Annotated in this window: 22 protein-coding genes; 7 read left to right on the top strand and 15 right to left on the bottom strand. The window is 71.3% G+C overall.

Annotated elements, in window-relative coordinates:
• Nucleotides 1-129: 129 nt before the first annotated feature.
• Nucleotides 130-1716, bottom strand: coding sequence for a PucR family transcriptional regulator (locus tag JX005_RS14660; protein WP_214468341.1), 1587 nt, complete (start codon nucleotides 1714-1716; stop codon nucleotides 130-132).
• A gap of 168 nt (nucleotides 1717-1884) precedes the next feature.
• On the opposite strand from JX005_RS14660, the gene JX005_RS14655 reads away from it, so the two are divergent.
• On the top strand, nucleotides 1885-3291 hold the full coding sequence (locus JX005_RS14655) for an aspartate aminotransferase family protein (protein ID WP_214468340.1): 1407 nt from the start codon (nucleotides 1885-1887) through the stop codon (nucleotides 3289-3291).
• Between the two features lie 17 nt (nucleotides 3292-3308).
• On the opposite strand, the gene JX005_RS16310 is transcribed toward JX005_RS14655, so the two are convergent.
• Complete coding sequence (locus JX005_RS16310) at nucleotides 3309-3431, bottom strand: hypothetical protein (protein ID WP_281422076.1); 123 nt, start codon at nucleotides 3429-3431, stop codon at nucleotides 3309-3311.
• Between the two features lie 258 nt (nucleotides 3432-3689).
• Here JX005_RS16310 and JX005_RS14650 point away from each other — a divergent pair, with 258 nt between their 5' ends.
• Nucleotides 3690-4097: an LbetaH domain-containing protein gene (locus JX005_RS14650; protein WP_214468339.1), complete on the top strand. Its 408-nt coding sequence runs from the start codon at nucleotides 3690-3692 to the stop codon at nucleotides 4095-4097.
• Nucleotides 4098-4188: 91 nt separating this feature from the next.
• On the top strand, nucleotides 4189-4794 hold the full coding sequence (locus JX005_RS14645) for a thermonuclease family protein (protein WP_214468338.1): 606 nt from the start codon (nucleotides 4189-4191) through the stop codon (nucleotides 4792-4794).
• A gap of 13 nt (nucleotides 4795-4807) precedes the next feature.
• On the opposite strand, the gene JX005_RS14640 is transcribed toward JX005_RS14645, so the two are convergent.
• The gene (locus JX005_RS14640) at nucleotides 4808-5206 is read right to left on the bottom strand and encodes a DUF1304 domain-containing protein (RefSeq protein ID WP_214468337.1); all 399 of its coding nucleotides are present in this window, start codon (nucleotides 5204-5206) and stop codon (nucleotides 4808-4810) included.
• A gap of 34 nt (nucleotides 5207-5240) precedes the next feature.
• Here JX005_RS14640 and JX005_RS14635 point away from each other — a divergent pair, with 34 nt between their 5' ends.
• Nucleotides 5241-6008, top strand: coding sequence for a LysR substrate-binding domain-containing protein (locus JX005_RS14635; protein WP_214468336.1), 768 nt, complete (start codon nucleotides 5241-5243; stop codon nucleotides 6006-6008).
• A 220-nt stretch (nucleotides 6009-6228) separates the two neighbouring features.
• On the opposite strand, the gene JX005_RS14630 is transcribed toward JX005_RS14635, so the two are convergent.
• The 4 genes from JX005_RS14630 to JX005_RS14615 are packed head-to-tail and all read right to left on the bottom strand — an operon-like array spanning nucleotide 6229 to nucleotide 11623.
• Nucleotides 6229-8676 carry a CHAT domain-containing protein gene (locus JX005_RS14630; protein WP_214468335.1) on the bottom strand — a complete coding sequence of 816 codons (2448 nt, stop codon included), beginning with the start codon at nucleotides 8674-8676 and terminating at the stop codon, nucleotides 6229-6231.
• Between the two features lie 16 nt (nucleotides 8677-8692).
• Nucleotides 8693-10432 (bottom strand): S8 family peptidase, encoded by a 1740-nt coding sequence (locus JX005_RS14625; RefSeq protein WP_214468334.1) that lies wholly within the window; start codon nucleotides 10430-10432, stop codon nucleotides 8693-8695.
• 53 nt (nucleotides 10433-10485) lie between these two features.
• Entirely contained in the window at nucleotides 10486-10953 is a 468-nt protein-coding gene (locus JX005_RS14620; protein ID WP_246534030.1) for a hypothetical protein, read from the bottom strand.
• A complete protein-coding gene (locus JX005_RS14615; RefSeq protein ID WP_214468332.1) occupies nucleotides 10943-11623 on the bottom strand; it encodes an RNA polymerase sigma factor in 681 nt (226 codons plus the stop codon). The genes JX005_RS14620 and JX005_RS14615 overlap by 11 nt, the downstream gene beginning before the upstream one ends.
• Nucleotides 11624-11736: 113 nt before the next feature.
• Between JX005_RS14615 and JX005_RS14610 the strand changes: the two genes are divergently transcribed.
• Nucleotides 11737-12492 (top strand): glutamine amidotransferase-related protein, encoded by a 756-nt coding sequence (locus JX005_RS14610; protein WP_214468331.1) that lies wholly within the window; start codon nucleotides 11737-11739, stop codon nucleotides 12490-12492.
• Here the strand turns inward: JX005_RS14610 and JX005_RS14605 are convergent, their stop codons facing one another.
• The 7 genes from JX005_RS14605 to xylA form a co-directional block, all read right to left on the bottom strand.
• Nucleotides 12493-13293, bottom strand: a complete 801-nt coding sequence (locus JX005_RS14605) for a TspO-related membrane protein (RefSeq protein ID WP_214468330.1) — start codon at nucleotides 13291-13293, stop codon at nucleotides 12493-12495.
• A gap of 72 nt (nucleotides 13294-13365) precedes the next feature.
• Nucleotides 13366-13857, bottom strand: a complete 492-nt coding sequence (locus JX005_RS14600) for a glutaminase (RefSeq protein WP_214468329.1) — start codon at nucleotides 13855-13857, stop codon at nucleotides 13366-13368.
• Nucleotides 13854-15056, bottom strand: coding sequence for a cation:proton antiporter (locus tag JX005_RS14595; RefSeq protein WP_214468328.1), 1203 nt, complete (start codon nucleotides 15054-15056; stop codon nucleotides 13854-13856). The genes JX005_RS14600 and JX005_RS14595 overlap by 4 nt, the downstream gene beginning before the upstream one ends.
• A gap of 34 nt (nucleotides 15057-15090) precedes the next feature.
• Complete coding sequence (locus tag JX005_RS14590; protein WP_214468327.1) at nucleotides 15091-15831, bottom strand: GTP pyrophosphokinase; 741 nt, start codon at nucleotides 15829-15831, stop codon at nucleotides 15091-15093.
• 48 nt (nucleotides 15832-15879) lie between these two features.
• A complete protein-coding gene (locus JX005_RS14585) occupies nucleotides 15880-16713 on the bottom strand; it encodes a transposase (RefSeq protein WP_214468326.1) in 834 nt (277 codons plus the stop codon).
• Between the two features lie 396 nt (nucleotides 16714-17109).
• Nucleotides 17110-18414, bottom strand: coding sequence for a xylulokinase (gene xylB, locus JX005_RS14580; RefSeq protein WP_214468325.1), 1305 nt, complete (start codon nucleotides 18412-18414; stop codon nucleotides 17110-17112).
• Nucleotides 18415-18513: 99 nt separating this feature from the next.
• Nucleotides 18514-19701, bottom strand: a complete 1188-nt coding sequence (gene xylA, locus JX005_RS14575) for a xylose isomerase (RefSeq protein WP_214468324.1) — start codon at nucleotides 19699-19701, stop codon at nucleotides 18514-18516.
• Nucleotides 19702-19834: 133 nt separating this feature from the next.
• On the opposite strand from xylA, the gene JX005_RS14570 reads away from it, so the two are divergent.
• The gene (locus tag JX005_RS14570) at nucleotides 19835-20839 is read left to right on the top strand and encodes a LacI family DNA-binding transcriptional regulator (RefSeq protein ID WP_214468323.1); all 1005 of its coding nucleotides are present in this window, start codon (nucleotides 19835-19837) and stop codon (nucleotides 20837-20839) included.
• 150 nt (nucleotides 20840-20989) lie between these two features.
• The gene (locus JX005_RS14565; RefSeq protein WP_214468322.1) at nucleotides 20990-24445 is read left to right on the top strand and encodes an endo-1,4-beta-xylanase; all 3456 of its coding nucleotides are present in this window, start codon (nucleotides 20990-20992) and stop codon (nucleotides 24443-24445) included.
• Nucleotides 24446-24564: 119 nt separating this feature from the next.
• On the opposite strand, the gene JX005_RS14560 is transcribed toward JX005_RS14565, so the two are convergent.
• Nucleotides 24565-25461 (bottom strand): glycoside hydrolase family 3 C-terminal domain-containing protein (locus JX005_RS14560; protein ID WP_214468321.1); only part of this gene is annotated, 897 nt, incomplete at its 5' end.

Here is a 25461-nt window from a genome sequence, read left to right as displayed (position 1 = left end):
GAGCGAAGCGAGACGAAACGCCCCTCGCCGCCCAAAGCGTTTCGTCTCGGTCGCTTCGCTCCCTCGCTCAACGACCGGGTAGCCCGCCGCCGGGTCGTTGAGCGAGCGAAGCGAGACGAAACGCGGGCGTCAGCGGCCGGCGCTGCGGCGCACGAGCAGCGCGAGGTGCAGCGCCGTCTGGGTCTCGCCGTCGTCGAGGTCGGCCCCGAGCAGCTCCTCGATGAGGGCGATGCGCTGGTAGAACACCGAGCGGGACAGATGGGAAGCGGATGCCGCGGCCGTGCGATTCCCCGGATGCGACAGCATCGCCTCCAGAACGTCCAGCAGGTCGCCGGTGCGGGTGAGGTCGTGCACGATCAAGGGCGCCAGCATGCGCTCCCCGTGCTCGAGCAGGCGGTGGTCGTCGCGGAGCGCCGTCACGAGCTGCACCAGGGGCCGGTTCTCAGCCCGGCGCAGGTTCGGTCCCTTGCCGGCGCGCCGCCGACGCCCGCGCGCGAGGTCGACGGCGTCGTGGAGCGACGCCAGCGCGGCGTCGAGCCCTTCGGCGACGCGCCCGACCGAGACGGTCAGGCGATCGGCGTCGGCCCCGGGCTCGACGAGCGCGCCGGCGAACGCGAGCGCGGCCGCGTCGTCGAAGACGGTGTCCGCCGGGAGCGAGAGCAGCATGGCGGTCGCCGGTGCGGCGACGCCGTCGGGCGCCGAGCCGGCCAGCGTACGGCCACGGAGGGCGCGGGCCGCGGCATCCGCTCGCTCCGCAGGAATGGCGGCACCGGAGGCCACGATTCCGTACAGGCGAGAGCCGCGCAGCGGCAGACCGGCGGCCTCGAGGCGTGCGGCGGCGCCCCCGACGCCGGCGAACCGCCCGGCGAGGAGACCGTCGACGAGGCGGCGGCGCCCGATGCGGCCCCACTCGTCGGACTCGCCGTCGGCCAGGCGGCCGACCGCGAGCGCGATGGCGCCCTGCTCGAGCACGGCCGTGCGTCCGGCGGGGTGATCGGGTCCGGGCAGCGCGATGAGGGTGCCCCAGCGGATGCCGCGGGCCTCGACGGGCACGACCAGCCAGTCCTCCGGTCCGGCTCCGGCGCCGCGCTCGCGCCGCTGCTCGGCGCGGCGATGAGCGGAGCGCGAGCGCAGCTCCCACTCCGTGAAGAGCTCTTCCTCGAGCGCGAGCGGCACCTCGGCGGCGACGACCTCGTGCCCGCGGTTCTCGAGGATGACCGGGGCGCCGAGCGTCTGGGCGAGCTGGTACACGATGAAGTCCGCGGGCGAACCGCGCAGCACCAGCGCGGTGAAGCGCTCGCGCACCTCGTCGCGCGAGCGCAGGGCGTCGCTCTGCCCCGTGATGATGCGACCGTGGACGGCCTCGGTGATCGTGATGAACTTCAGTTCCCGGTGCAGGACGATGAGCGCCAGGCCCCGCTCACGGGCCGCCTCGACCACGACCGCGGGCACGTAGCGGTAGTGCGTGCCGAGTTCGAGGATCAGCCCCGAGAGACCCGCGTCGTCGAGCTCTCCGATGAACCGCCGGAGGTCGGCCGGATCCTCCGGCCACGACGATCCGGTCGACAGCAGAAGCTCTCCGCCGTCGAGCAGCGGGGCGACCCCGGCGCTGTCCGACACGTGCAGCCAGCGCACGCGCGCGTCGAGCGCATCGTCGCCGACGAGCACCTCGGGGACACCCTGGACGACGGCGTCGAGGGCGATCACCTCGCGCACGGTCGGGAGGGTTTCAAGCGCGGATCCGGCGACCAGACGATCCGTACGGATCGCCTGATCTTCGCGACGGTCGGGCACCGTTGCACCAACTTCTGCTCTGACAAACTGGGCCGACCCAGCCTAAACCATCCCCGGTCGATCTGTCCGGGAGCTTTCCGGGAGCCCGCCATGACCGACACGCTCTCCCGCGCCGCGACCTACACCGACCGCACTGGCGCCGCTCACTCCCTGCCCGATCCCGAGGCCGACGCCCGCGTCCGCGCCGACGACCGAGCACATGTCTTCCATTCCTGGAGTGCGCAGGCGGTGATCGATCCGCTGCCGATCGCCGCGGGCGCCGGCTCGACCTTCTGGGACTTCCGCGGCAACGCCTACCTCGACTTCAGCTCGCAGCTGGTGAACCTCAACCTCGGGCACCAGCATCCGGATCTCGTCGACGCGATCCAGCGGCAGGCCGGCCGCCTCGCGACCATCCAGCCGTCGATGGCGAACGACGTGCGCGGCGAGCTCGCCCGGCGTATCTCCGACGTCGCTCCCGACGGCATGGAGAAGGTGTTCTTCACCAACGGCGGAGCCGACGCGAACGAGAACGCCGTGCGCATGGCGCGGCTCGTCACCGGTCGCCGCAAGGTGCTGTCGATGTACCGCAGCTACCACGGCAACACGTCCACGGCGATCGCGCTGACGGGCGACCCGCGGCGGTGGCCCAACGAGCCCGCCGACGGCTCGGTGGCCAAGTTCTTCGGCCCCTACCCCTACCGCTCGGCGTTCCACTCGGCGACGCCCGAGGAAGAGGCCCAGCGCGCACTCGAGCACCTCGAGCAGACCATCGTGCTCGAGGGCGCGTCGACGATCGCGGCCATCGTCATCGAGACCATCGTCGGCACGAACGGCGTGCTCGTGCCGCCGCCCGGCTACCTCGCGGGCGTGCGCGCGCTGTGCGACCGGTTCGGCATCGTGTACATCGCCGACGAGGTCATGGTCGGTTTCGGGCGCGTCGGCGAGTGGTTCGCGTTCCAGGCCTTCGACGTCGTGCCCGACCTCATCACCTTCGCGAAGGGCGTGAATTCGGGCTACGTGCCGCTCGGCGGCGTGGTGATCTCGGACCGCATCGCCGCGCACTTCGACACGCTGGCCTTCCCCGGCGGACTCACCTACTCCGGACACCCCCTCGCCTGCGCGGCGGGCGTCGCGACGTTCGAGGTCTTCGAGCGCGACGGCATCCTCGCTCGCGTCCGCGACCTGGGTTCGCGCGTCGTCGAGCCCCGTCTGCGCGACCTGGCCGCCCGGCATCCGTCCGTCGGCGACGTCCGCGGCATGGGACTCTTCTGGGCCATCGAGCTCGTGCGCGACCGCGAGACTCGCGAGCCGCTCGTGCCGTTCAACGCGAGTGGAGCGGATGCCGCGCCCGTCGCCGCGGTCGCGGCGGCGTGCAAGCGCGACGGCGTCTGGCCGTTCACGCACTTCAACCGCGTTCACGTCGCTCCGCCGCTGGTCATCTCGGAGGGCGACCTGGTGCGCGGGCTGGACGTGATCGACCGCGCCCTGTCGCACGCCGACGCGCACGCCCGCTGACGCCGCGCCCACCGGGATCACAGCGTGCGGCGAGAGCCCCGCAGGTTCAGCCAGCTGAGGATCGTGAGCATGACCAGCTCGGCCCGCGAGGCCTGGCTCAGGACGGTCCAGGTGCGGGCGTCGTGCGGATCGGCGATCATCGCTCCCGCTCCTTCCCGACCGCTTTCTGGTCTCATCAAGAAGGAGGCGCCTGAGCCGGCCCACGTACATCTCTCGCGTACCCCCATCGACGCCGAAAAATCAAGAGGGAGGTATTCCCCACCTGATTGCTGTGGAATCCGATTGGTACAGGGCGACGAACAACTTCAGCACCCGCCAGAGCGGATGCACGGGAATGAATCGAAGAGGTTCGTCGTTATTCCTGTACTCAGCACGATCCGGTGCTGCAGGAGGGGACTGTGGGCAAGAACTACGTCGACATCGAGAACGACCGGGGCGAGACGCTGCGTTACCGCAAGCACGTCAACGGTCGCGGACTCATCGCGCACGGCGCCAAGGTGCACCCGAGCGCCATCGTCGAAGCGGGGGCATATGTCGAACCGGGGGTTCAGATCGCCGCAGGCGCGCACGTCGGCCGCGGCGCATGGGTGGAGTCCGACGCCGTGATCGGCCCCGACGCCGACATCGCGCCCCACGCCCACATCGGTCCCGGAGCCGCGATCGGCGCCGGAGCCAAGATCGGCGTCCGCACGCACGTCGGCAGCGAGGCCCGTGTGGCCGTCGGATCCCTCATCGGCGACGACGAGACCATCGGTGACGGCGAGCGCGTCGCCACCGACCAGCGCGGGCTGCGCCTCGCGGCCTGACACCCCCGCCGAGTTGCCGGTTCGCGTGCGTTGACCGGCGCGCCAACCCGCCGCAACCGGCAACTCGCGGACGACCGCTATCGTGGCGGGCATGAAGGGGTTCGTCACGGCGCTCGCGGTCGTGCTCGGATCGCTCCTGGTCCTCGCGGTCGGCGTCGCCCTCGCGCTGTGGTTGTTTCTGAGCGTCGGCGCCTTCGACGCGCCGGCTGAGCCCGCGTCCTCACCGGGCACGGAGGGGCCTCTCGCCAGCGGCATCCCGCCGCGCCCCGCGGACGCCTTTCCGCTCACCGTCGACTACGTCTTCGACGGCGACACGATCGAGGCACGGATGCAGCAGCCGAACGAACTCGTCACGACCTCGGACGCCATCCGCATCCGCCTCATCGGCATCGACACCCCCGAGGGGACACCGACGCCCGAGTGCTGGGCCGACGAGGCCCGCACGCATCTGCGCGCACTCCTGCCGGAGGGCGCGACGGTGTGGGCGGCGCCCGACGCCGAGACGTCGGACCGCTACGGCCGCTACCTCTTCAACCTCTGGTCGGACGACGGCCGCTTCATCAACCACGAGCTCGTCGCGGCCGGAGACGCCGAGGCGATCCGGGTCGGATCGAACGACGCGTTCTACGACCTGCTCACGGACGCGCAGGGGCAGGCCGAGGCATCCGGAGCCGGCAGATGGGCCGCGTGCGGCTGAGCCGGCGGGCCACTCAGGCGAACAGGAACAGCACGAAGCCGATGAGCGGCAGCGTGCCCTGAGTCAGTGCGGCTCGCAGGTACTTCATTCCCGTGGTCAGCAGGACGAGGGATGCCGCGACCATCGATCCGAGGCTGAACAGCACGAGCGCGAGCCCGGCGGCGCGCAGCGCCGAGTCGTCGGATCCTGACAGGAACAGCACCAGGCCGATCGCCGTGCCGACGGCGAGGAAGAGGTTGTAGAAGCCCTGGTTGTAGGCCATCGGCTTGGTGATCTCGGCGGCGGCCTGGTCGGCGACGCCGAACCGCTTCCAGGTCTTCGGCTGCGTCCACTGCACGCTCTCCATCACGAAGATGTAGACGTGGAGGAGGGCAGCCAGCGCGGCGAAGACCGTGGCGAGGATCGCGACCATGAGCGAACGATAGCGCCCGGCTACGCTGAACCACATGGCACGCAGCGGAGGGTCGCACGCGCGACCGGGCAAGTCAGGACGGGATGCCTCGCCCCGCCGCAGCGGCAAAGGCGCCAAGCCCGGTCCCTCCGGAGGCAGGGCCGGCTCCCGGCCGCGCGCCAAGACGCCGCCGGCCCCGAAACCCGAGGCCCCCGCCGAGCCGCCGATCACCGGGCCCTTCAGACTGGGCGCGATCCCGGGTGCGACGCCCGGCAAATGGATCTCGGCGTGGCGCGACCGCCTGCCCGAGGTCGAGCTCGAGCTGGTGCCGCTCGAGGTGTCCGACCAGCGCCGTGCCCTGATCGACGGCGAGGTGGATGCCGCGCTCGTGCGTCTGCCCATCGAGCGCGACGGCCTCCATGTGATCGCGCTCTACGACGAGACGCCCGTCGTCGTGGTGGGGGCGGACTCGCACCTGACCGCGGCCGACGATCTGGGGCTGGAAGACCTCGGGGGCGAGGTGGTCATCGCGGCGCGCGACGACGTGCTCGGCATCCGGGTCCCCGATGCTGTCGCACCCGCGTTCGCTCCCCCGGCCGACACCGCCGAGGCGATCGCGACCGTCGCCGCCGGGGTGGGCGTGGTCGTCGTGCCGATGTCGCTCGCCCGGCTCCACCAGCGCAAGGACGTCGAGCACCGTCCGCTGCGCGACGGCCCGACCTCGACCGTGGCGCTCGCGTGGGTCGCCGACCGCACGACTCCGGCGGTCGACGCCTTCGTCGGCATCGTCCGCGGGCGCACGGCGAACTCGTCGCGCGGCTGAGCGGACAGAAGTCCGGGGGATGTCGCCGACCTGGGTCTCTGCGACATCCCCCGTCGGTTCTGCTCAAATGACCACGTCCCCAGACGCTCTTTTCCCCAAGAGGCGGTCACCCGCTCCCAGCGACGGCATCCCCAACTGCCGTCGCGCATGAGCAGATCCAATGATGAAGAGCGTGCCCCGTACCGCCTGATACATCGCGGCCGAGATTTCTCGGCGATCGTCAGAAGCCCGCGCCATGCACCTGGAACGGCGCCACGATCCCGGTGCTCTGGGCGGCGTCGGCGAGTGCCTCCGACGGTCGCGCACCCGCCGCCAATCCGGCATGCATGGCGCCGAGCAGCTCGCACGCGGCGTCGTCGGCCACGATGACCGGCGCGGCGACCACGCAGCGCGATCCGGCATGCAGCCAGATCCGTGTCATGCCGATCGCCTCCTCGCCCCAGCGCACCGAAGATCGCCCGACCTCGCAGGCCGAGAGGACGACGGTGTCGGGCACATCGGGCATGAGGTCGATGTCGTAGCCGAACAGCGTGCCGTCGGCGAGCTCGAGTCCCGAGAACAACGGGTTGTCGACGGCGTGGCGCCCGTGTGCCGCCACGTGGAGCACATCGACACGCGTCGCGAGGTCGGTGACGTGATCGACGGATGCCTCGTCCGCACCCAGCACGGCGGCCTCGGGCCACGCCGCCGCGGCGGCGGCGACCTCCTCCTCGCCGCGGGCGACGCGGGGTCCGACGGCGAAGCCCACGCGCCGGTGGGGTCGGGTCTCGCCTCGCATGCGCAGCCACCGTGACGCCGACGACGCCATGGTGAACGCGTGGCCGCGCATCGCGGGCAGCATCGCCCACGGGATGCCGCCGAGGACGCCGGGGATCGTGATCACGAGCCTGCGACGGCCGGCGCGCTCGACCGCATCCGCCAGGAGGATCCTCGACAGCTCGTCCAAGCGCGCATCGAGCGACCGACGGACGACCGCGGCCATCGGCCCGCTGCGCACCGAGGCCGCCATGTCGAGATCGGCTCGGAGCCCGCCGAGGAGGAGGTCGGGATCCCACTGCCGGATGGGCACGACGTGATCGCCGTCGGCGGTCACAACGAGGGCCACGAGGGCAGTCCTCGCGAACACGTAGGCGATGTGGGCGGTGTCCGGCGGGAGCGCGCTGCGCAGCTCCGCCAGTGTGGCCGGATGCTCCACCTGGACCGCGCCCGTGGCCGACCACTGACGCTCCCGCGCGCGTTCTCGCAGGGCCGCCGCGCGCGGCCGGGAGAGCCACTCCTCACCGGGGTCGTCGGCACGGATCATGCGCAGCTCGGCGAGTTCTTCCGCAAGGCGGGGATCGGGCGGGGGCCGCAGGGGCGTGACCTGCTGGCTCAGGTGCCGTGCGCGTTCCGACCATTCGAACAGCACGTCGGGCCGGCCCGACTCGACGGCCGAACCCAGTCCGGTGAAGATGAGACCTGTCGCGTGCATGCCGAACGACGTCTGCAGGTCGAGGCTGCCGAAGGAGTGCTGCCATTCCGTGAGCATGTCGAGGCCGTTCGCGGCGTGCCGGCGCACGAGGGCGGGCCTGCCCGCCGCGCGGGCACGTGCCGCCCGGGCCTGATGCGCGAGAAGGCGCACCTCCATCGACGCCGAGGCCGACGGCCTGATCTGGCGGGTGGAGGGCTCGCCCCGCTCGGCGAGCGCGAGGTCTTCGGCCAGGCGCAGCGCGGCCGCTTCATTGAGGAATCGATGGCGTTGAAGGGCGGCGACCGCGTCGGCCACCTCCGCCGCGGACGGACGCTCGACGGAGGACGGCAGCTCCGGTGCGAGCAGCGCTCGAAGTCGCACGCCCTCGGCGCGCACGCGCCAGGCCTCGTTGCCGAAGGCCTCGAATCCGGCACAGGCGGCTGCCGCGACGATACAGGCGCGCTCGGGCGCATGGTGCAGCAGCGATCGGGCCAGGTGCAGCTCGGCCATGGCGCGATCCAGCGGCATCCCCAGCTCGCCGAACGTCGCCGCGACGCGTTCGAGGATTGCCTCCGCCTCGAAGGTCTGACCCGCATCGCGCAGCACTTCGGCGCGGTCCAGGTCGCCCACGGCAGCACCGACCGCGGTGTCGCCGGCGAGCGGTGCCGCGGCGACCATGGCCTGCAGCGCACCGACCAGGTCGCCCGACAGCATCGCGACGTAGCCGAGGTTGTGCCGCGCCTGCGCCTCGGCGACGGGCATCCCGGCCGCGGCGTATGCGGCGGCCGCAGCGCGCAGGTCGTCTTCGGCGTCGTCCAGGCGGCGGTGCTGCATCCGCACCAGGCTGCGGTTCACCCGCGTGTTCGCCTCGGCCACCGGGTCGTGGATGAGCGCCTCGATCGCGCGCGTGAGCCAGCGCTCCGCGTCCGCGAGGCGACCGGCTTCCTCGGCCAGGGCGCCGAGCTGACCGGCGAGGATGGCGACGGTGTGGTCGCTGAGCCCCGGCTCGGCGATGGCGTCGCGGCAGATCTGCTCGGCGTCGCCGACGTGCCCGGTCCGCGCGAGGACGTAGGCACGCGTGCCGGCGATGCGAGCGCGAAGGTTCGCATCGCCGGCGTCGCGGTCGGCGCGGTCGAGCACGTCTGCGGCCTCGTCGTAGCGGCCGCGGTTGACGAGGTCCACGGCCTCACTGTGCAACGCGTCCGCCGAACCGGTCATGCCCCTATCTTGGCGGCTACAGCTTCGGCGTGAACTCCAACTTCTTCGCTTCCTCGCGCAGCAGCTTCTTGATCTCTCCGTCGCTGGGCGCCTTCGCCGTCGCCCCCGTCGTGCCCGTCGCCGTCGGGTCCGGGCCCATCACGACCGGTGCGATCGCCTGGGCCAGCTTGCCCGCGATGTACGGAGCGGCGAAGGACGTGCCGCTCCAGACCGCGAACCCGCCCCGCCAGTCGTCGGGGTCAAGGCTCTGGCGCGGCAGCGGCTGCGTCACGCCCGGCAGGTCGTAGAGATCGTCGCGCGTGCCCGCCTGGATGCCGCCGAGGAAGCCCGGCGACGTGCTGAACACGGACACGCCGGGTGCGTAGGTCTTCACCCAGTCGCCCACGTTGCTGAACAGCGCGATCGTGCGGCTGTTCGGGTTCAGTGCTCCGACCGACACATGCGGTGCGGCGTTCTTGAGGGCCTCGGCGTCGTCACGCTTCGTCGGGAACTGCCACAGCGCCGCCGGGAAGGCCGGGCGCTCGGTGGAATCGTTGCCGGCAGAGCACACGACGGCACAGCCCAGCGTGCGCGCTTCTTCGAGGAGCGCACCGAGGGTGGCGTCGAACAGCTCGTCGTCGGGGGTCTCGTGGTAGTACCCCAGCGAGATGTTCATGACGTCGATCTTCTTGCCGTCGCGCATCCACTCGACCAGCCGCCGCACCGCGTCGAGGAACTCGCCTTCGAGCACCACGCCCTGGCTGTTCGCCACGCGAACCGCGATGATGTCGGCGTCGGGACAGACCTGACGCACCACGCCCGCAACGAACGTGCCGTGTCCGGCCGCATCGTCGAGGAACCCGTCGAGCGGCCCCGACTGATCGGGGTAGACCTCCGGGTTCGTGTCGGGATCGTGGTCGCCGATCGGCCCCGTCGGCGACTTCGGATCGCGCGTCACGATCGAACCGCCGAGCCAGTCGTGCTCGCCGCACCCGGTGTCGAAGACGGCGACGACAGGCCGTCGCCCCGACACCTTGGCGTCGTCGGTGCGCACAGGCTCCGGCCCGATGTAGGTGACGATCTCGCGGCCTCCGCTGCCCGGCTCGGCGTATGCGTCGGGACCGGGCGCGTTGGTGCGACCGTACGGGTTCGTGCGGCCATAGGGATTCGTGCGACCGTACGGGTTCGTCCGACCGTAGGGGTTGGTGCGGCCGTACGGCCCCAGCGCGAGGACGTGGTCGAGCCCCACCCCGCGCGGGAGCGTGCCACTCTGCGGTGCGGTCGCCGCGCCTCCCGGCTGCCGCGCGGTGCGCGAGCCCTCGTCCGCCAGCGGGAACCTCTGACGCGCCGCCTTCAGCAGCCTCCACGCATCGACCGGCGGCACGGGCTGGTCGTCGACGTCGACCTTCGGATCCTGCGAGATGTCGGCGCGGTAGAGCGGCGGGGTGCGACGCTCGCTGCGGTCGGCTCGCGCCTGCTCCTCGGCCGCCGCGAGATCGATCTCACCCTCGCCCTCCTCCTCGGGACGGCGAAGAGGTCGGACCGTCACCGACCAGCCGAAGGCGCGCGCAGCCTGGTTCAGATCGCTCTGGATGCGCTGCAGCTCCTCTCCGGCACTCACCAGCAGGTGCGTGGGCGCGTACTCCGTCGGGAACGCCGGCACGCCGGGTTCCGGCTCGACCGCCGGGTCGAGCACGACTCCGAGCGGCTTCGTCGCCTCGTATCGGGAGCGCCACGTCTCGTTCGGCGGTCGCCGGGGCGGATTCTCGTCAACCATTGATCTCCTTGATCATCGGGCGGAGCGCGGCCCCAGCCGCGGCATCCGCATTCTCACACTTCGAACTGCGGTGTCTGGAAGTCGCGCAGCTCGCCGGTCGAATCCTTGACCACCATGCGCAGCCGCGCCACCCCCGGCGGGACGTCTTCGAAGGCGAAGCGGCCGTGGTCGCCGGGCTCGGCCGACCATTCGCGCTCGCCCTGCACCAGCCGGATGGCGAGGGCCGAGGCATCCACCCACCCGTCGACGCGGCGCCCGCCGCCTTCGGTCAGGCTCACGTGAAGGAGCACGCTCGTCGTGCCGTCGCTGAACTGCAGCGTCGCGGTGTCGGCTTCGCCGCGCACCGCGGCCAGCGACTCCTCGACGAGCGTGAGCAGCGCGTACTCGCGGGTCAGGTCCTCGACGGCCACCGCGGCGACCATCCGATCGACCAGATCCGCCGGCACGGGATCGACTTCCTCCCACACCGCGCGCATTCGTGCGAAAAGCGCCGCATCGGCGGCGAAGTCCTCAGTGTCCATCGTCATCTCCTCCCCATCCGGAGCCCTCGAGTTCGGCCCGGAGCTTGGCGAGACAGCGCTGGCGGGTCGGTCCGATGGATCCGATGGGCATCGCCAGATCCTCGGCGATGTGCGCGTAGTCGGGCCGGTCATCGAACGCGACGATCCGCAGCAGACGCTGGCATCGTTCGTTGAGCGTCGCGACGGCATTCCACAGGCGCCGGGTGGCGTCGTCTGTGGTCGCCGTCTGCTCGGCGGATTCGTGGACGGGCAGATGGGATTCGAGCGCTTCGGCCTCAGTCGGGTCGGCTCGGCGCTGCTGCTTTCCGACGCGCCACGCCTCACGGCGCGCGCACATCGTGAGCCATCCCGACACGGCCTGCGCGTCGTGGATGGTCTCGTGACGCCGCACGAGCGTCAGCCACGTCGTCTGCACGACGTCCTGAGCAAGTGCGTGGTCGAGCCCGTATGCGCGCACGACGTGCCACAGGGGCGGTGTCATGAGCCGGACGAGCTCGTCCATCGCGCGACTGTCGCCTTCGCGCCAGCGCACGAACAGGTCGGCGGCGCGCTGCCATCGCGCCGGCTCGACATTGTCGGTCGTCTCCGCCGTGTCTCCGTGCGTCGATTCCAGATCGCGCGGATCCTCTGGCGGCGGCGAGGCCCCAGCCTCGGCGTCCGCATGCGTCATGACGCCAATTGTGTCCACACTATGACGAGAGCGATAGATGTCTCCTGATACATCGGGTCGCACGATTTCTTCCGCGTCGCGTGACGGAGGGGCCGCCGCCTAGAATTCTGCGCATGACCTCTGCGCCGCTGCTCTACGTGTGCGTGCGGCCGCAGCAGGGTGCAGCAGCCGCCGAATACGAGTCGTTCCGCACCGCGATGAGGCTCGACGAGCACTCCCTCGGCCACCTCGATCTCGTGCGCGAACCCCTGCCCGATGACGTCTTCGACCGCTACAGCGGCTTCGTCGTCGGCGGAAGCCCGTTCAACGTCGCCGACCCTGGGTCCACCAAGACCGACGTGCAGCGGCGCCTCGAAGCCGACCTCGAGCGCATCGCCCGTCGCGTGGCGGACGGCTCCGTCGGCCATGACGGGCCGGCCGCGCTCTTCACGTGCTACGGGATCGGGGTCGTCACGCGCATGCTCGGCGGCGAGGTGAGCCGCGCCTTCCCCGAAGACACCGGCCCTGTGACCATCGAGCTCACCGCCGACGGCCGGAGCGATCCGCTGTTCGGCGGCCTCGCCAGCCGCTTCACCGCTCTGACCGCGCACAAGGAGGGCACGGCGACCGCGCCTCCGGGTGCGACGCAGCTCGCGGTGAACGACGCGTGCCCGATCCAGGCCTATGTCGTGGGCGACCGCCTATATGCGACGCAGTTCCACCCCGAGCCGACGACGAAGGCGTTCACGGAGCGCATGGCGGTGTACCGCGACGACGGCTACTTCGAGGCGGACGACTACGAGGTCGTCGCGGGGCGCGTGCTCGCGGCATCCGTCACCGAGCCGGTACGGCTCCTGCGGGCGTTCGCCCAGCGGTTCGGCCCGGCCTGATCACGCCTCGGCGTTGCGCACGTCCGCGACGCGGTGCAGCGCCGTGCCCGCCAGCGGCACCAGCAGCACGACCGCTGCGACCACCAGCGCGGTGATGCCGATGGGGGTGCTCTCGGGCTCGGACGCCAGTCGGCCCACGCCGATCCAGACCAGGCCCCACGACATCGCCAGGCCGGGTGCGACGCGCCAGCCGCTCGCCCAGGCGATGGCCACGCCGATCACGCCGACCACGATGAGCACCGCGATCCCCCACAGTGCGGCCGCGTCCGCTGCCTCAGCGGGGGCGATCGTCGTCAGCCAGGCGGACGTGTTCGCGACGGTGGCGAGGGTGACCCAGCCCAGGTGCAGGCCGGTCACGCCGTCGATGAGCACCGCGTCGACCACGCCACGACCGGGATTGGTGATGGTGGTGCGGAAGGTCACGCACAGCAGCGCCAGCAGCAGGACGATGGACAGCACCGTCAGCGGCAGAGTGAGGAACTGGGCCGTGATCAGCCAGAGCCCGTTGAGCACCATCGTCCCGGCGACGAGCCATCCGATGGCCCGCTGACGCGAGCGCTCGCGCTGCCGGGGGAACGCCTGCCAGACCGTGTAGGCGAACAGTCCGACGTAGATGACGGACCAGATCGAGAACGCTGTGCTGGCGGGTGCGAGGTACGAGCCCTCGGAGGAGAGGGCTCCGTCCTGCAGGTCCTCGACAGCGGTGCCGCCGAACAGACCCGAGCCGACCATCGCAGCGATGATCATGAAGCAGAACGCGCTGATGACGACGATCTGGCGAGTGAGATCCTTGGCGGCCATGCCCCCCACGGTACGGAACGCGCTCTCTCAGCCCACCCCTGTTGACAGGCACCGGACGGTCCCCTACGGGCGTCAGGCGCCGGCGGGCGGGTCGAGCAGCAAGCCGACGCGCTCGTCGAGGTAGCGCTCGAGGGGCATGAAGCCACCCGCCGCGCTCCAGCGGATGCTCGCGACGCCGTCGACGAGAGCGAGGGGATCGGATGCCGCGACCTCGCCGCGATCGAGGGCTGAGGGATCCAGCATCCGCCAGCCGATGTGGAAGGTCTCGCCTTCTTCGAATCCGCCGCGGCGTGCGGCCGCCGCCAGTTCGGAGCGACGACGCTGCGATTCGGCGGTGTAGCCGCGGATGGCCTCGCTGCGGGCGCGGAGGATCTCACCCGTCGCGAGGAGCGCGTCCTCGGTGAGCAGCAACGCCCCCAGGTGCCATGCCGTTCCGGCGCGGACGATCCGCGGGGCGCGACCGATCCCGAGGATCCGCCGCGGTGCGACGAGCTCGCCGAGCGCCTCGCGCGGCGCCAGGGCGAGGCGTGCGCGGGCGGCGTCGAGGAGGGGTCCGATGCTCACGCCAGGTCGTCCTGCGCCGGGACGGTCGCGCCGGTGCGGCGCTCACCGCGGATCGTCATGGCCACGAGCGGGAAGAGCAGCACCGAGAGCATCCCGGCGCCGACCAGCATCGCGGATGCCGCCGTCGAGAGGATGCCCTCGTCCACGCCGATCGCGGTGACCGCGACGATGATGGGCAGCGCCGTCGCACCCAGCAGCGCGACCGAGATCCGGTCCCGGCGCGTGGCGCCCTCGGGAGCAGCGAGCATGGACGGAAGGCCGCGCACCACCAGCAGCATGACGAGCACGACCGGCAGCAGCAGGAAGAGCACGGGTTGCGCCAGCAGCGCCGCGAGGTCGAACGTGACGCCCGTGTAGATGAAGAACACCGGCACGAGGAACCCGAACGCCAGTGCCTCGACCTTGCTCTCGACGGCCTCGCGATCGGGCTCGGCGGCGTCGCGCATGAGGAGGCGCCAGATGATGCCGGCCGCGAATGCGCCGAGCAGGATGTCCAAGTCGAGCACGATGCTCAGCGCAATGAGTCCCGAGAGGATCACGAGCACGACGCGGATCGCGAACTGACCGGAGGTGTGGAGCGTCGAGTTGACGAACTCGTGCATCGCACCGCGCGGCACGCGCATCGCGAGCCAGATCGCGAAGCCCGCCAGCAGGGCGAAGAGCACGAGCACGATCGTCGAGATGCCGGGGTTGCGTCCCCCGAGGAAGAGCGAGATCGCGATGAGCGGCCCGAACTCGCCGACGGCGCCGATCGCGCCGATCGCCTTGCCGAACGGCGTCTTGAGCTCGCCGGCGTCGCGCAGGATCGGCAGGAGCGTGCCCAGCGCGGTCGAGCTCAGGGCGATGCCGATGATCACGGCTTCCTCGCCGGGAACGAAGATCCAGGCCAGCCCGACGCCGATGACCAGGCTCAGCAGCCAGCCGAGCGACGCGCGCCGGCCGGTGCGGCCTCGGAATGCCGCGAACTCGATCTCAGACCCCGCGACGAAGAAGAGCATGGCGAGGCCGAACTCGGCGAGGACGTCGATGAAGGCATCCGGCTGCGCCCAACCGAGCACGCTGGGGCCGACGAGGATGCCGAGCAGCAGCTCGAACACCACGATGGGCACGCGCACCCAGCGGCCCAGGCCGCGTGCGGCGAGCGGGGCGAGCACACCGAGGATCGGGATGATCAGCAGCGTCGGCTCGAGGTCGTCCACGGACTCACCCTAGCGACGGGGCGAGTGCTGCGGCTCAGGCCTCGATGGCGCGCGCCGGGCGTGCGGAGCGCGGGCGGATCGTCGCGACGGACGGACGGCCGCCGCGGATCTCGCCGTGCAGCCGCTCCATGCGCTGGTCGAGCTCGGCGGCCGTGTCGGCGGCGTCCTTGAGGCTCTCGAGCAGCTCGGCCGGCACGTTGGTGTCGTACTTGTAGTAGATCTTGTGCTCGAGGCTGGCCCAGAAGTCCATGGCGATCGTGCGGAACTGCACCTCGACGGGCACTTCCACCCGGCCGCTCGAGAGGAACACCGGCACCTCGACGATCGCGTGCAGGCTCTTGTACCCGTTGGGCTTCGGCTGCGCGATGTAGTCCTTCACCGTCAGCAGGCGGATGTCGTCCTGCGCCGTGAGCAGGTCGAACAGTCGGTAGGCGTCGGAGACGAAGCTGCACGTGACCCGCACCCCGGCGATGTCGGTGACCTGCTCGCGGATCGAGGCGAAGTCCGGATCGATGCCCTTGCGCTGCACCTTCTCGACGAGGCTGTCGGGCGACTTCACCCGGCTGGAGACGTGCTCGATGGGGTTGTAGTCGTGTACCAGCTGGAACTCGTCGCGCAGGATGCCGAGCTTCGTCTCGACCTCCTGCATCCCGAAGCGGTACTCCATGAGGAAGCGCTCGAACTCGTCGCGCATCTCGCGGAGCTCGGCCGCCGAGACGGTGATCGAAGTGTCGTCGGAACTCGATGCGCGCGCGAGGGGCGCCGGGTTGGCCATGCTCCCCACGCTAGGGAGGCCGTCTACGAGACTCCTGTGAGATCGGCCTCAGCCCTCCAGGGCGTCCCGCGCGCGTTCGGCGTCCTTCGCCGCCGATTTCGCTCGGGATGCCGCAGCCCCCCGCTCCTCCTCGACCTGCTCGAGCGCGGACTGGGCTTTGGCCCGCTCGTCTTCGAGCCGCTCGAGGTCACGGCGGAGGTCGTCGATGCGCTCGGACACGTGATCGACGCGCTCCTGGAGCTTCGTGCGCTGTGCGTCGATGCGGGCGAGCTCGCGCTCGGCCTCGTTCGCCAGGCGCTCCGCTTCGCGCGCGGCCTTCTCGGCCGCCTTGCGCGCGCGCCGTTCGGCGAGATCGTCCCGCCGCGGCGCGGCCGCGACGCCGGGCACGGATCCTCCGACGGCGTCGACGAGGGCAGCCTCCTCGAACGCGCCCGCCTCCAGCGGGGTGACGAGCCGGCCGGTCATGACGGCGGCGGCGGCCGCGGCATCCATCACCGCCGCATTGATCGTCTTCTCGACGTCGTCGCGCGCCGCAGCGCTGACGGCGACGCCCGCGTCCTTCGCGAGACCGACGGCCTGCGTCGCGAGCGCGGCCACCAGCGCGCGGCGCTGGCGTCCGAGGCGTGAGAGCTCGGCGGCGTCGAGGTCCTCCTGCGCCTCGCGCAGCGCCGCCGACAGCTCGAGCGCCTCGCCGAGCTGTCCGCCGCTCGCGAGGAGGTTGACCGTCCAGGCGGCCACGGTGGGCTTGCGCAGCGCCTTCACCTGCGCGGCGATGGAGCGGTCGGCCATCCCGGCACGCGCGTTGCGGGCCGCCGTGAACTCCGACGGCGGGAGCGCATAGAGTTCGGCCGCGATCGCGTCGAGGTCCTTGCGCTCAGCCACGGCACCATTGTGTCCCAGCCGGCCCGGCGCCGCTCGTTGGCACCCGGTCGTTGAGCGAGCCAAGCGAGACGAAACGCCCCGGACCTCCGCGGAACCCCGACCGCGTTTCGTCTCGGTCGCTGCGCTCCCTCGCTCAACGACCCGGAACCTCACCCCCGGTCGTTGAGCGAGCGAAGCGAGACGAAACGCCCCGGACCTCACCCCGCGGTCGTTGAGCGAGCGAAGCGAGACGAAACGCCCCGAACCTCCGCGGAACCCCGACCGCGTTTCGTCTCGGTCGCTGCGCTCCCTCGCTCAACGACCCGGAACCTCACCCCCGGGTCGTTGAGCGAGCGAAGCGAGACGAAACGCCCCGAACCTCCGCGGAGCACCCTCGCGAAGCGAGACGAAACGCCCTCAGCCGGCGAGAACCGAGGCGGCCTGGCGGGCGGCGCCCAGCGCCACATACTCTCCGGGCTCGGGCACCTCGACGGCGAGGCCGAGGACGAGAGGCGCGATCGTGCGCACCGCCTCGGACTGTGCGCCCCCGCCGATGAGGAGCGCGCGCTCGAGCGGCACACCGAGATCGCGCAGGGCGTCGAGGCCGGCGGCGAGGCCCGAGAGCATCCCTTCCACGGCGGCGCGTGCGAGGTTCTCGCGAGTGGTCGACGCGAGCGTCATGCCGGTGAGCGAGGCCGTCGCGTCGGGAAGGTTCGGCGTGCGCTCGCCCTCGAAGTACGGCACGAGAGAGAGGCCCTGCGCGCCGGCGGGCGCAGCGAGGGCGAGACGTGAGAGCTCAGCGTGGTCCGCCCCCAGCAGGCCGCCGATCGCGTCGAGCACGCGCGCAGCGTTGAGCGTCGCGACGAGCGGCAGGAACCTTCCCGTGCAGTCGGCGAAGCCGGCGACCGTGCCCGTCGGGTCGATCGTGCGCTCGTCGCTGACGGCGAAGACGGTGCCGCTCGTGCCGATCGAGACGACGACGTCGCCCGGTCTGGCGCCGAGTCCGAGTGCGGCGCCGGCGTTGTCTCCCGCACCTCCGCCGACCCGTCGGCCGTCGGCGTCTTCGGCCCACTCGTCCGGGCCGAGCACACGCGGCAGCACCGCGTCGTGTCCGAGCCCTGCCGCCAGCAGGTCGCGGTCGTAGCCGCCGGTCTCGGGGTTCCAGTAGCCGGTGCCCGAGGCATCCGATCGATCCGTCACGAGCTCGTCCAGCACCGGTCCGCGCGGCGACTCGCCCTCGGGACCGAACCCGCGCAGGCGCCACGTCAGCCAGTCGTGCGGAAGCGCGACGGCGGCTACGTGCGCGGCGTTCTCGGGCTCGGCATCGCGCAGCCAGCGCAGCTTCGTGATGGTGAAGGATGCCACCGGCACGAGTCCCGTGCGGCGCGCGAGCTCCTCGGCGCCGAACTCCGCGATCAGGTCGGCGGCGGCGCCCGCGGAGCGGGTGTCGTTCCACAGGAGCGCGGGACGGATGACCCGCCCGGCCTCGTCGAGCACGACCATGCCGTGCTGCTGGCCGCCGATGGCCCACGCCTCGACGTCGGTGAGGCCGCCCGCGTCGGCGATCGCGGCCTGCAGCGCCTCCCACCACGCGGCGGGGTCGACCTCCGTGCCGGCCGGGTGCGACGCGCGCCCCTGGCGCACGATCGCGCCGGTGGCGGCATCCGTGATCACGACTTTGCAGGACTGGGTCGACGAGTCGACTCCCATGACCAGGCTCATCGGTCCTCCTTCGAACAGCCGAGTGTCCACGACACGCCGGTCGCGGGGCGACCCGGACGGCGTGTCGTGGACACTCGCGGAATGGGTAGAGGGTGCGGGTCAGCGGGCGCCGAGCAGGTGCTCGGTCGCGAGCTGCTGCAGGCGGACGAACCCGCCGCCCTTGCCGCCGAGGTAGACGCTCGCGTCGAAGTCCTCATAGGCGGAGCGGTCGGCGAGGAAGTCGTCGTAGCTCTCGCCCGGGTTGAGCGTCGGCGTCGCGAGCTCGTCGACCTTGGCCGCGGCGAGCGCCTCCTGCACCTCGGGGTCGGCGCGGAAGGCCGCGGCGCGCTCCTTGAGCAGCAGGTACGTACGCATGTTCGCGGCAGCGGACTCCCACACGCCGACCTCGTCCTCGGTGCGCGAGGGCTTGTAGTCGAAGTGGCGGGGGCCGTCGTAGGCCGGGACGCCGCCGGGACCGCCGTTCTCGAGCAGGTCGACGAGTGCGAACGCGTTGTGCAGGTCGCCGTGGCCGAACACGAGGTCCTGGTCGTACTTGATGCCGCGCTGGCCGTTGAGGTCGATGTGGAAGAGCTTGCCGTGGAACAGCGCCTGGCCGATGCCGGCGGCGAAGTTCAGCCCGGCCATCTGCTCGTGCCCGACCTCGGGGTTGAGGCCCACGAGCTCGGGGCGCTCGAGCGAGTCGATGAACGCGATCGCGTGGCCGAGCGTCGGCAGCAGGATGTCACCGCGGGGCTCGTTCGGCTTGGGCTCGATGGCGAAGCGGATGTCGTAGCCCTTGTCGGTGACGTAGTCGCCGAGGAGGTTGACGGCCTCGCGGTAGCGCTCGAGGGCCTGGCGGATGTCCTTGGCCGAGTCGTACTCAGCGCCCTCGCGGCCGCCCCACATCACGAACGTCTTGGCGCCGAGCTCGGCACCGAGGTCGAGCTGGCGGAACACCTTGCGCAGCGCGAAGCGGCGCACGTCGCGATCGTTGGCCGTGAAGCCGCCGTCCTTGAACACGGGCGCAGAGAAGAGGTTGGTGGTCACCATCGGCACGATGAGGCCCGTTTCGGCGAGCGCGCCCTTCAGCCGGTCGATCTGCTTCTGGCGCTCGGCGTCGGTCGAGCCGAAGGCGAAGAGGTCGTCGTCGTGGAAAGTGAGGCCGTAGGCGCCGAGTTCGGCGAGCTTCTCGACCGCGTGCACGACGTCGAGCGGGTGGCGGGTCGGGCCGCCGAAGGGATCGGTGCCGTTGTAGCCGACGGTCCAGAGTCCGAACGAGAACTTGTCGTCGCGAGTGGGGGTGGGCATGACGCTCCTTTGCGGGAAATTGTTGCGTAAGACAACCTATACCAGATCGGATGCCGCGTCCACCCTTCACGCGCCCTTCACCGCAATCCCTCCCCTGCGACCTCCGATAGTTTCGAGGCGCTACCATCGACGCATGCCCGAGACCCGCGTCACGCTCGCTGCCATCGCCGCCGAGGCCGGCGTGTCGCTCGCCACGATGTCGAAGGTGCTCAACGGACGATCGGATGTCGCGCCCGCGACACGTGCCCGTCTCGAGGAGCACCTCGCCCGCCATGGATACACGCGTCGCAACTCCGCGCAGCGCAGCGACTTCGTCGAGCTGGTGTTCCACGAGCTCGAGCCCAGCTGGTCGATGGAGGTCATCGAGGGCGTCGAGGAGGTCGCGCACGCGGCGAACCTCTCGGTGGTCCTGACGGTGAGCGGCGATCGCCACGCGCCCTCCGCGGACTGGATCGACGGCGTGCTCCGGCGGCGTCCGGTCGGGGTGATCCTCGTGTTCTCCGACATCGAGGCCCGCTACCGCGAGAAGCTGCACTCGCGCGGCATCCCCTTCGTCATCGTCGACCCCGCGGGCGATCCGTCGCCGGAGGTGCCCTCGGTCGGATCCGCCAACTGGTCGGGCGGACTGATGGCCACGCGGCACCTGATCGAGCTCGGACACCGCCGGATCGCCGCCATCACCGGCCCCGAAGACATGATGTGCTCGCTCGCTCGCGTCGACGGCTACCGCTCCGCGATGAACGCCGCCGGCCTGCCGATCGACCCGGCGCTCATCCGGTTCGGCGACTTCCACCCCGCGGGTGGCGAGCGCCATGCCGCCGAACTGCTCGCGCTGCCCGATCCGCCCACCGCCATCTTCGCCGGGAGCGACCTGCAGGCGCTGGGCGCGATCGCCGCGGGCTCTGCGGCGGGGCTTCGCGTGCCCGACGACCTGTCGGTCGTGGGCTACGACGACATCGCCCTCTCCCGCTGGATGAGCCCGCAGCTGACGACGGTGCATCAGCCGCTGCGGCGGATGGGCGAGGAGGCGACGCGGCTCGCCCTGCGCCTCGCCGACGGCGTCACGCCCGACACCCTGCGGATGGATCTCGCGACCCACCTGGTCGTGCGGGGCAGCACGGCGCCGCGCGCCGCGTGACGGCCGCCGACGCACTCACCCGCGTCCCAGCGCCCGAAAGTTCCGCTGGAGTTTCGTAACGTTTCCGTAACGGAGAGGTTCGACCCGAGAAGCGCGGGATTAGTTTTCGAGGACTACAAATTCTCACTCCCCAGCGCAAAGGAGCGCCCCGTGAGACGCCTCATCCCCCACACCTTCTCCGCCCTCCTCGCCGCGACCGCACTCGTGGTCTCCCCCCTCGCCGGCCCAGCGGTCGGCGCTCCCTCGGCCGCCGCGGCCGACTGCGAGCCGACCACCGTCACGGTGGCGGGCACCGACTTCTCGTCCGGTGCGCTGCCGGCAGAGCTGCGCCAGAGCGGCGGCGGCACCGGCACGCTGACCTTCGCCGACGGCGCGATGGCCGTCAACGGACGCAACGCCGACTATGTCGGCATCGAGACCGTTCCCGGCCTGCTCGAACCGGGCGTCTCGTACACGGCGAGCGCGTCGATCCGGCTCGCCGACGGCACACCGGCCACGCAGGCGCGCTGGGTGGGCTTCCCCGGCTACAGCTGGATCGGCAACGCCGCCGTCACCGCAGACGCCTGGACGACCATCACGGGCACGTGGGTCGCGCCGGCATCGGACGACCCCGCGGCGACGCGCCTCTACATCGGCACGTCGGATCTGCCGGATGCCGCGGCCTACACGTACCTGGTCGACGACGTCGTCATCACGACGCAGGTCGACGACTGCGAAGGCCCGGTCCAGGAACCGGGCACGGTGCTCATCGACGAGGACTTCGAGGACGGCGCGCTCGGCGACTGGTTCGCACGCCAGGGCTCCGACACGGCCGGCGTCACCGTCGGCGTCGTCGAGGGCGGCGCCGACGGCACGACCTTCGCAGCGCAGGTGTCCGACCGCGTGCACGAGGGCGACGGCATCCAGATCGACGTCCGAGACGTGCTGCTTCCCGGCCGCACCTACGAGCTCGAGGCCTTCGTGCGGTTCGCGCCGGGAGCCGAGACGGGGCAGGGACTCACCGTGTCGATGCGCACCGTGACGGGCTCGTCGATCTCGTACGGCAACCTCTTCCAGATCGAGGATGCCACCGCGACCGGCTGGACCAAGGTCGCCGGGCAGTTCACCGTTCCCGGCTACGACACCAACGCCGAGCTCTACGTCGAGGCCCGCTACAACAGCGGCAACACCTCCACGTTCCTGGTCGACCAGGTGACGGTGCGGGTGCCCGAGCCCGAGGTGATCGACACGAGCCTCGTGCCGATCAAGGACACCGTCGACTTCCCGGTCGGCGTGGCCATCGACGAGCGCGAGACGACGGGCGCGGCATCCGATCTCCTTCTCCACCACTTCGACCAGGTGACCCCCGAGAACCACATGAAGGTCGAGTCCTGGTACGACGCAGACGGTCAGTTCGCGCGGCATTCGCAGGCGACGGCGCTGCTCGACTTCGCCCAGCAGAACGATCTGCGCGTGTACGGACACGTGCTGCTCTGGCACTCGCAGACACCGGCGTGGTTCTTCCAGGATGCCGACGGACGTGAGCTGACGGCATCCGAGGCGGACAAGCAGATCCTCCGCGACCGTCTCGCCGCGCACATCGATGCGGTCGCCCGCTCGATCCACGACGACTACGGCGACTATGGCTCGCCCACCAACCCGGTCGTCGGGTGGGACGTCGTCAACGAGGTCATCGCCGACCAGGAGACCCCCGACGGGCTGCGCACGAGCCGCTGGCACGACGTGCTCGGCGAGGAATACATCCACTTGGCGTTCGAGCTCGCCGACCAGGCCTTCAACGAGACGTATGCCGCCGCGGACGCAGACCGCCCGGTGAAGCTCTTCATCAACGACTACAACACCGAGCAGGACCGCAAGGGCGACCAGTATGAGGCTCTTGTGAAGCGGATGCTGGCTGCCGGAACGCCTCTGGACGGAGTGGGGCACCAGTTCCACCTGTCGATCACCTCGACCATCGCGTCGCTCGAGGCGGCTCTCGACCGGTTCGCCGGACTCGGGCTGCTCCAGGAGGTGACCGAGCTCGACGTGACGATCAACCCGGCGGACGAGCCCAACCGGGTGCGTCAGGGGCATTTCTACCGTGACGCGTTCGCGCTCTTCCGCGAGTACGACGCCGGGGCTCCGGCATCCGAGAAGCTCTTCGCCGTCACTGTCTGGGGGCTCACCGACACGCGATCGTGGCGCGCCGCCCAGCAGCCGCTGCTGTTCACCGGCGATCTGCAGGCCAAGCCCGCGTACTACGGCGCGGTGGGAGACGAAGACGACCTTCCGCCGCTCATCACCACCGCGAACGTGTTCGAGGGCGACGTCGCCCTCGACGACGGATTCGCCGACGCCGTCGAGTGGCTCAACCTTCCCGAGCAGGCGCTCACCGGCGGCATCGGCGGGTTCCAGACCCGCTGGAACGCCGATCACCTCACCGTGCTCGTGCGCACGACGGTCGACTACGAGCGCATCGAGTTCACCTATGACGGCGCCGAGCTCGTGTACGAGCCGGGTGCCGCAGGCTCGCCGGCCGGCGCCACGACGTCGGTGGACGGCATCCGCTACACGGTGGTTCACCTTCCCCACACGGATGCCGCGGCCGGCGCCTCGAAGGAGTTCGACGTGCGCGTCGTCGTGGGCGGTGCCGTCGCGGGCGCGTGGAACACGCCGGGCGCGCTCGGGCGGCTGACGCTGCTCGAACCCCTGTCGTACCTGGAGGTGCCCGAAGCAGCCGCGCCGACCATCGACGGCGCCGTCGACGCGACATGGGCGCAGGCCGCGGTCGCGACCACGGCGAACCTCGTCGAGGGAAATGCCGCGGGAGCCACGGCCGACGTCCGCACCGTCTGGCAGGGCAACACGCTGTACGCCCTGTTCGAGGTGACCGACCCCGAGATCGACACGACCAACAGCGACCCGTGGAACCAGGACTCGGTCGAGCTCTTCCTCGATCTCGGCAACAGCAAGGCCGGGGCATACGGCCCGAACGACACCCAGATCCGGATCACGGTCGACAACGCGCTGTCGTTCGGCACGGGCAACGCGGCGCAGCAGGAGGCGCGGGTGATCGGCAGCGCCACGGCGCGCACCGGCACCGGCTACGTCGTCGAGGCGGCGATCGAGCTGATCGGGCAGTCCGGCGGTCAGAGCGACGTGCCGCTCGGCGGCGCCGGCACCTTCCACGGCATCGACTTCCAGGTCAACGACGGGCGCGCGGGAGCGCGGTACGCCGTGCACACGTGGGCCGAGCCCACCGGCACGGGGTACCAGAGCACTGCCCGCTGGGGCGTGGCGCGGCTCGTCGAGCCGACTGCGCCGCCGGTCGACACCCGCGTCGACTCCGTCGTGCTGGGTGTGCCGCACACGCTCATCGCGACGCAGAAGTCGAAGGTGAAGTACACCGTGATCGTGCTGGCGACGAAGCGCCCGACCGGGACGGTGACCGTCTACGACGGCACGACGCCCGTCGCAACGGCGACGCTGGAGGCGAAGCACCGCGGCACCCTCACCGTGCAGCTGCCCCGCCTCGACCGCGGGGTGCACCGCCTGTGGGCCGAGTACGCCGGCTCCGACCTGGTGCGCGGGTCGACGTCTCCCAAGGTGCCGCTCCTGATCCTGTAGGCGTCCCGGCTCCGGCCGGCAGGCGGAGCCGGAGCACCCTCCAACCGCCCCCCGCCGAAAGACCCGAGGCCGGATGCCGAGCGGCATCCGGCCTCGGGTTGCGAGCCCGTCCGGGGGGATCAGGCGTCGGGGGTGACCGACACGGTCGCGTGCAGCGCGCGGTCGTGACCGACGACGCGGGTTCCGCCGGTGATGCGCACGGAGCGGGTCGCGACGATCTCGGCGCTCGAGCGGCCGAAGCCCAGCACGACCTCACCGGGCTCGACGATGCGCCTGCCGTCCGCTCCGGTGAACGCCACGAGGTCGGCCGGCACATCGAAGGCCACGCGCGCACGCTCACCGGGGCCGAGCGGCACACGGGCGTACGCGATCAGCCGCTGCAGCGGACGCACGGTCGAGGCGACGGGGTCGTGCAGGTAGAGCTGCACGACCTCGACCGATTCCCGGTCACCTGCGTTGCCGAGGTGGATCGATACGGTCACCGACCCGTCGGCTGTCATCTCGTCGGCCGTCGACAGCGGGTCCGACCACACCGACAGGGCGTAGCCGAGGCCGTGTCCGAACGCGTACGCCGGCGTCGGGTCGATGTTCGACACCTCGTTGCGCCGCGCGAGCTTCGACGCGAGATACGTCGACGGCTGCGCGCCCGGGTCGCGGGGGATGCTGACAGGAAGCCGCCCGCTGGGGTTCACGCGCCCGCTGAGCACGCCGGCGATCGCGCCGGTGCCCTCCTCGCCCGCGAAGAACGTCTGCACGATCGCGGCCGCGGTGTCGGGCGCCGAGCCGAGCGCGTACGGCCGCCCGGAGAGCAGCGTGACGACGGTCGGCACGCCGGCGGCGAGCACGGCGTCCATGAGCTCCTGCTGCGCACCGGGCAGCGTCAGGTCGGCGACATCGCAGCCCTCGCCGCTCGTGCCGCGGCCGAAGAGACCCGCGCGGTCGCCGAGTGCCAGCACGACGACATCGGCAGCGGATGCCGCGGCCGCGGCATCCGCGAATCCATCGGTCTCGCCGCC

The organism is Microbacterium flavescens (genome assembly GCF_018588945.1).
Classification (GTDB): Bacteria; Actinomycetota; Actinomycetes; order Actinomycetales; family Microbacteriaceae; genus Microbacterium; species Microbacterium flavescens.
The sequence above is the reverse complement of the archived record's forward strand: the minus strand, read 5'-3'. Positions and strand labels throughout refer to the sequence as shown.